Source organism: Methylobacter sp. Wu8 (genome assembly GCF_036440755.1).
Classification (GTDB): Bacteria; Pseudomonadota; Gammaproteobacteria; order Methylococcales; family Methylomonadaceae; genus Methylobacter_A; species Methylobacter_A tundripaludum_A.
The window spans coordinates 1-7,129 of sequence record NZ_JAZGVT010000006.1 but is presented as its reverse complement, the minus strand read 5'-3'; the positions used below and the strand labels follow the sequence as shown (position 1 = coordinate 7,129).

The 7,129-nt window shown below is 49.2% G+C and carries 6 protein-coding genes; 3 read left to right on the top strand and 3 right to left on the bottom strand.

Features of this window, described 5'->3' with window-relative positions:
• Positions 1 to 230: 230 nt before the first annotated feature.
• Entirely contained in the window at positions 231 to 665 is a 435-nt protein-coding gene (locus V3O24_RS00135) for a hypothetical protein (protein WP_104424698.1), read from the bottom strand.
• A gap of 4 nt (positions 666 to 669) precedes the next feature.
• A complete protein-coding gene (locus V3O24_RS00130) occupies positions 670 to 972 on the bottom strand; it encodes a hypothetical protein (protein WP_331305567.1) in 303 nt (100 codons plus the stop codon).
• A 438-nt stretch (positions 973 to 1,410) separates the two neighbouring features.
• Here V3O24_RS00130 and V3O24_RS00125 point away from each other — a divergent pair, with 438 nt between their 5' ends.
• Entirely contained in the window at positions 1,411 to 2,763 is a 1,353-nt protein-coding gene (locus V3O24_RS00125) for a TolC family outer membrane protein (RefSeq protein WP_331305565.1), read from the top strand.
• A gap of 75 nt (positions 2,764 to 2,838) precedes the next feature.
• Here V3O24_RS00125 and V3O24_RS00120 read toward each other — a convergent pair whose 3' ends face one another.
• The gene (locus tag V3O24_RS00120; RefSeq protein WP_331305563.1) at positions 2,839 to 3,408 is read right to left on the bottom strand and encodes a YbhB/YbcL family Raf kinase inhibitor-like protein; all 570 of its coding nucleotides are present in this window, start codon (positions 3,406 to 3,408) and stop codon (positions 2,839 to 2,841) included.
• Between the two features lie 391 nt (positions 3,409 to 3,799).
• On the opposite strand from V3O24_RS00120, the gene V3O24_RS00115 reads away from it, so the two are divergent.
• Positions 3,800 to 4,546 (top strand): protein-L-isoaspartate(D-aspartate) O-methyltransferase, encoded by a 747-nt coding sequence (locus tag V3O24_RS00115; protein ID WP_331305561.1) that lies wholly within the window; start codon positions 3,800 to 3,802, stop codon positions 4,544 to 4,546.
• 10 nt (positions 4,547 to 4,556) lie between these two features.
• Positions 4,557 to 6,974 carry an SAM-dependent methyltransferase gene (locus V3O24_RS00110; RefSeq protein WP_331305560.1) on the top strand — a complete coding sequence of 806 codons (2,418 nt, stop codon included), beginning with the start codon at positions 4,557 to 4,559 and terminating at the stop codon, positions 6,972 to 6,974.
• The last annotated feature ends 155 nt before the right edge of the window (positions 6,975 to 7,129 follow it).

The following is a 7,129-nucleotide window of genomic DNA, read 5'->3' as shown; positions in this document are numbered from 1 at the left end:
GTTTATAGTTTCTCATGCGCTTTCTCGTCTTTGGTCGGATTGAAAAAAGCGTGAAACTATATCAGCTAACCTTTTTCTTTTCCGATTAGTGCCGATTGCACTTATGAGTTGAATCTAAGGTTACAAAAAATAACAAAGTTCTTGTTATTTGCCTCTAATCGACAAGCGCACAGTCAAATTGCCCCGCACGCTATAAATCAATTAATAGCCTGTATATGTTTTAAACCGTTTTACTGCGGACCCGCTCCCTCCACTTGACAGTTCTGGCGAACATGCAAAGTAAACTCACAAGGCACAGCGTCAGTTACCTGTCGATCCAAGCTAGCCGAGCAACCGGCATCTTCCATGATCGCCCGTTTACCGTCTTTACTGCACAATAACAATACTGCGTATGGATTTTGAAACTGCACTTTCAACACATAAGCATTGAACTCCTGCGCCAGCAACTGCGGATCATTGCGGGTAGCGTTTTGCAAAATAGCAATATCACTATCGATGGGGGCTTCTGCCAGGTCAGAAAAATAGGAATCTACAGCCGAACTCAGATTTACCATTCTGGCGGATAAACGCACCTGTTCTTTGGCATCAGGAACCGTAGCAATAGGCACAGCACAGGCGCCCAACAGCATAGCGACAGCAAGAATAATCGACATATCGTGTTTCATAACATCAGTTCCAATATGTCATGTGATTGTTTTCATCAATACAGGCATCCTCCAACCGCCATAAATTGAAGTATATCGTTAAAAATTTCGTGGAATATTCTCCCAAAATACATGGCGCTGCCACTAGGATTTTTAAGCCCTGAACGTATTTGGCAACTGAGCCGAATAGCTGCTTCCGCATACCTTGGAACTCATATCTCGAAGTCCCACCTATTTGAGAATTAGCAAATTCAGCTTTGCAAGGAAAGGTGATGATGACATTGATAGCAATATTGATGGTAATATAAACGCCTGTAAAACGGGACATGACTTAATTTTTTACTCCTAACAAAACAGTTTCCGACCTGTAATCACGCTTCTTTATCGGTGCAATATGGACTACATGACGGACTAAGCAGCTCATCAAAACAGAAAGAGCTCACAGTGGTAGCTAATGTAGCGCAAACCCAAATCGATGTATGCAAGCCATAGATTATTTAAATATAAGCCTTTGCTTACATTAAAAGCGGAGGCAACAGTTTTGGCCGGTATTATTGACCGCGTATTTAAAGAAAATCACACGGTATATTAATATTTTGTTGTCTGTAATTATGTCCGGCATCAGACTTGGCACCCCGACCAACAAATCCTTACCGCCCTATCACATTACGCTACTGATTCTTTAAGGTATTGTTCTATTTCGCGGTTTTGCTCGGAAGTCAGACATCTATTGAACCCGCCATTTAAATGATTTTTGATTTCACACATGAAGCCACAAGTAAAACTCTCAGTCATTATTTTCAGCCTGTTGACAGGCATTTCACCCCTGCATGCTCAAAATCTGTCAGAAACCTATGAGCTTGCCTTGCAAAATGCGCCGGTTTTAAAGCAAGCCCAAGCCAAACAATCTGCCGTCAGCGAATCAAAAGACCAAAGCATTGCACGGTTTCTGCCTAACATATCGGCCGCCGGCGCCAGCCAAAGGCAGTGGCTGCATAACCTGAAAACCAATACTTATCAAGGCGCTGCCGTCAACCAGGAATTCTGGAACAACACTTTTAATCTCAACATGACCCAACCGTTGTTCCACTGGGAACACTGGATACAATTAAGCCAGTCCGACAATCAAATCGCTCAGGCTGAAGCGACGTATCTGGCCGAATTACAAAACCTGATGGTTAAAACGACCGAAGCCTATTTCAATGTGCTGTATGCTCAGGACAACCTGCAATTTGCCTCGGCGGAAAAACAGGCTATCGCCCGGCAACTGGAACAGGCTCAGCAACGATTTAATGTTGGCATTATTGCAATAACCGATGTTAACGAGGCGCAGGCCGGTTTCGACCAAGCCAACGCTAATGAAATTGAAGCCGCCAACAATCTGGATAATCAAAAAGAAGCATTAAGGGAAATCATCGGCGAAAACGATGCTTCGCTCAATGCGCTGGGCGAACAACTGCCCTTAGTCAAACCGGATCCGCCGGATATTTCGGCATGGAGCGATCTGGCCGAACTCAATAACTTCAGCATCATCTCGGCATTCAATCAAGCCGAAGTGTCGCGCAAAGCCATAGACTTGCAACGTAGCGGCCACCTGCCCCGCCTGGATTTGATCGGCTCTTACGGCGCATCCGACAATACCAGCAGCTTTGGCGCTCGGGGCGACACCCAGAGTATCGGTGTGCAACTGAATGTGCCGTTGTTTGAAGGCGGCGCAGTCAATTCCAGAACCCGCCAAGCCGGCTTTGAATACCAAGCCGCAAAAGAGGATTTGGTTGCCAAAAAGCGCGCAGTAAAACGCCAGGTGAAAGACGCTTACCGGGGCATCATGACCGCCATCAGCCGTGTAGCCGCCCTAAAAGCCGCGGTAATATCGGCAACCAGCGCCCTGGAGGCGACTGAAGCGGGCTTTGGCGTAGGCACCCGAACCATGATTGAGGTGTTGAACGAACAAAGAAATTTATACCGGGCAAAACGGGATTTTGCACGTACCCGTTATGATTACCTGATCAACGGTATCAAGTTAAAACAAGCGGCCAGCAGTCTTAGTCAGGATGATATTGAACAGGTTAACCGGCTGTTGGTAACGAATACCGAGGCAAACAATCTGGATAACTGAGTAGCGATATCCAGTGTTCATCATCAAAACGACGCACCAGCGGAATCGGCATAATGCGCCCCATGACTTTATCAGTTACTGCCTCCGGTAAGTTCCAACCAGTTCCGCCTGCCCGGCAATATGCCCCGCCATCGCTTTCTCAATCTGGGCTTTATCGGGCTGATGCAGATCCGGCAATTCAATATCCAATGCGTAAAGCTTATGAAAATACCGATGCCGGCCGATAGGCGGACAGGGGCCGCGATAACCCGTCTGTTTCCAGTCGTTTTTGCCTTGCCGGGTGCCTGCGGGCAAGTCGCCGGGTGCAACGGCTCGCGGCAATTCTGCAGCAGTCGGCGGAATGTTATAGAGCACCCAGTGCACCCAAGTCATTTTGGGCTTGGCGGGATCCGGCGCATCGGGGTCGTCAACGATTAACACCAGACTTTTGGTGTTTTGCGGAAGTCCCGACCAGCTTAAAGCAGGCGAGCTGTCATTGCCGTCGCAGGTCAATGTTTTGGGGATTTCGCCCTGATCGGCGAAGTCCGGTGACTTGAGGATCAAGGTCATGGTTTGCTGTCCTTCAGCCAGAATGGCTGCGGTAAAAAAGACGCTGAAAACTAAAACAATTAAACGGATAAAAGCAAGCTGTTTAGTTGAGTCCATCGATCACCTCATAGGTAAAATTTGCCGCCTCCCAAAAGGCTGTGAAAATATTCGTTTTTAGAAAAAATTAAAGAATTCACCACGAAGGGTACGAAGAAAAACAATCGTTTTAACTCAATACATTGAAAACTTCGTGTCCTTCGTGCCTTCGTGGTGAAAAATGTTTTTCGCCTAATTTAGATAATACTTTCACAGTCTCCCAAGCTTGAGAACTAGCGGCGTATCAAAGGGCATAAATCCGCCCCACAAATCCGCGTCTGCTCACCCACAATAAACCTATCCCGACCGGCTGGCAATTGTAGAAAAGACCTACAGACAAACAGCTTTTCATTGATTTAAACTCCACGCTCTACAGCCGATTATTACCCGATAAAATCAGGAGGTTGTGAACATGAAAAGAGTAAAACACCTTATTTTTTGGCTGGTGGTCATCGGCATTATTTTGCTGCTGTTTTCCAGCCATGTCATCGCTGAAGATATGTTTCGGCAGCAGCGCCACACCTTGGTGGACATCATCAAGTACGATGTGCTGAGAACCCGCGACTTCCTGAACCAGGAAGCGCTCGATGACCGGGTTCTCGATGCCTTGCGCAAGGTGCCGAGACATGAATTCGTCCCCGATGATCAACGACCCTACGCCTACCAAAACCGGCCGCTCCCTATCGGTTACGGACAAACCATTTCCCAGCCTTATATCGTCGCGGTCATGACCGACCTGCTTAAGCTGAAAAAAACCGACCGGACTCTGGAAATAGGCACCGGCTCGGGCTATCAGGCGGCCATTCTCGCCGAGCTGGCCGATAGCGTCTACAGCATAGAAATTGTCGAACCGCTGGCGAAGCAGGCGGCTACTAACCTTAAACGGGCAGGTTACGACGCCGTTCATACCCGAACCGGCGACGGCTATTACGGTTGGGAGGAAGCCGCCCCTTTTAACGGCATAGTGGTTACCGCCGTTGCGAGCCACATACCGCCGCCGCTGATCAAACAGCTAAAACCCGGCGGTCGGATGATCATACCGGTCGGCGCGCCGTTCATGACGCAATACCTGGTTTTGGTAAGTAAAGATACTGACGAAAAAGTCACCACACGCCAAATCCTTCCGGTCAGTTTTGTCCCGTTAACCGGCAAGCACTAACGGAGAATTGATGATGAAGCCGCGCTTGTCGCTGTTGGCCGCTGTCACGATTATCTCGGCCTCTGCCCTGGCCTACGAAGTTTTATTGATGCGCCTGTTTTCGATTATCCAATGGCATCACTTTGCTTACATGCTGATCAGTCTGGCGCTGTTGGGCTATGGCGTCAGCGGCGTGTTCCTGGCGCTGAACCGCGACCGGTTGGCGCCGCTGTTCCCGGTTGCGATCATGACCAATATGTTGCTGTTCAGCCTATCGGTTCCCGCCTGTTTTTTGCTGGCCCAGCAAATCCCGTTTAATCCGGCGGAAATACTATGGACGTCCGTGCAATTGTTGTATTTGTGCGGTATCTACCTGATTCTGGCCTTGCCTTTCTTTTTCGCGGCCAATGTCGTCGGTTTGTCCCTTTACCAGTATAAAAACCAGGTATCCTCAATCTATGCGTCCGACCTGTTTGGCGCGGGCCTGGGCAGCGTGGGCGTTATTTTTCTGCTGTTCATCCTGTTTCCCGAACAAATATTAACCGTATTGACCTTATCGGGAATACTCGCAGCCCTGCTGGTGTCGAGCTATACCTTTCGCGCTTCAAAACACTGGACCACGATGTCCCTTATCATCGCTCTGGCGGTTATTTTCATCCCGACCGGATGGATGACGTTGAAAGTCTCACCGTATAAAAGCCTGAACCAACTGCTGCACGTTCCCGGCACAAAAATCATAGACCGGTATTCCAGCCCGCTGGGTTCGATCAGCATAGTAAAGAGCGATCTTACCCCGCTACGTCATGCGCCCGGCTTAAGCCTTAATGCCGCGACAGAGCCGCCGGAACAGCTAGCCGTATTCACCGATGCGGACAATATGAGCGCCATCACCCGTTATGACGGCAACCCGGAAACGCTAGGCTATCTGGATCAAACCACATCGGCCCTGCCCTATCACCTGAAACAATTAACCGGCATCCTGATCCTCGGCGCAGGCACCGGCAGCGATATTTTACAGGCCGACTATCACGCCATTAAGCATATTGACGCCGTTGAACTGAACCCGCTGGTCATCGACCTGATTCAACGCAAATATGCCGCTTTTGCAGGCGATGTTTATTTCGGCGACTCTATCAATATCCATATTGGTGAAGCCCGCGGCTACCTTGCAGCAAGCGATAAAACCTATGACCTGATCAATCTTTCCTTGCTGGATGCGTTCGGCGCATCGGCGGCGGGCCTGTATTCAATGGCCGAAAACTACCTTTACACCGAACAGGCCATTGAGGAATACCTGCATCATGTAAGCCCGGACGGTTATCTGAGCATTACCCGCTGGATTAAAATTCCGCCGCGCGATGAACCCAAACTGTTGGCTACGGTCATTAACGCGTTTAAAAAGACCGGCGTCCGCGAACCCGGCCGGCAGATAATCATGATACGCGGCTGGCAAACCAGCACCTTAATCGCCAAAAACGGCGCACTTTCCGCCGATGAAATCGCCCGGTTAAAACAGTTCTGCGACGAACGCAGCTTCGACCCGGTTTATTATCCCGGCATATCGGAGGGGGAAGTCAATCGCTTCAACATCCAGCAACAGCCTTATCTGTACCAAGCCGCGGCGGCTTTATTGGGCGATAACAGCCCGGCGTTTATCGATGCCTACAAATTCAACATCGAACCTGCGACCGACGATAAGCCCTATTTGTTCCATTTTTTTAAATGGCGCACCTTGCCCGAGATTTTGCCGTTATTGCGCAGCGGCGGAAGCTTCTTGCTGGAAAGCGGCTACTTGTTGTTAATCGCGGCGTTGTTGCAGGCGATACTCGCCAGCCTGTTGCTGATAGCCTTGCCGCTATGGCTTTGGAAAGCCAAGCTGGGCATCGAACCAGGCTCAAAAAATCATCTACACATGCCGGTGTATTTCTTCTGCCTGGGATTGGCTTTCTTGTTTATCGAAATCGCCTTTATCCAGAAATTCATCCTGGTTCTGCATCATCCGCTTTACGCCATTGCCGTGATGCTGAGCACCTTTTTGTTATCCGCCGGCGCCGGCAGCTATTTCTCGCCCCATCTGTCCCGCAGCCCGGAAAAATATGCGTTTATGCTGCCGATGACGGCTATCGCCTTGCTCAGTATCGGCTACAACCTCGGCTTTGAGGCCATCGCCGGATTTTTGCTGAAAACCGGGCCCCTAAACCGTTACCTGTATTCGATAATTTTGATAATGCCGCTGGGTTTTTTCATGGGCATGCCGTTTCCGATGGCGCTGGCTAAAATCAGCCAAACAACCCCGGCATTGATACCTTGGGCCTGGGGCATTAACGGCTGCGCCTCGGTCATCAGCGCGATACTGGCAACCCTGATTGCAATGCAGTTCGGCTTTACTGTGCTGATCTTTCTGGCGGTTGCGTTATACGGCGTGGCGGCTTGGTGTTTTCCCGAATAGACATTCGCTCGGCAAAACGTCATTCACCCCAAGGCGTTAAGGAACGTGCATGAAATAACTTGAGCAAGTTTTATTTTTCATTTTTTAACCATGAAGGACATGAAGCGGCATGAAAGGTTTAAGTCTTCATGCTCTTCATGGTAATTGCCTAAATT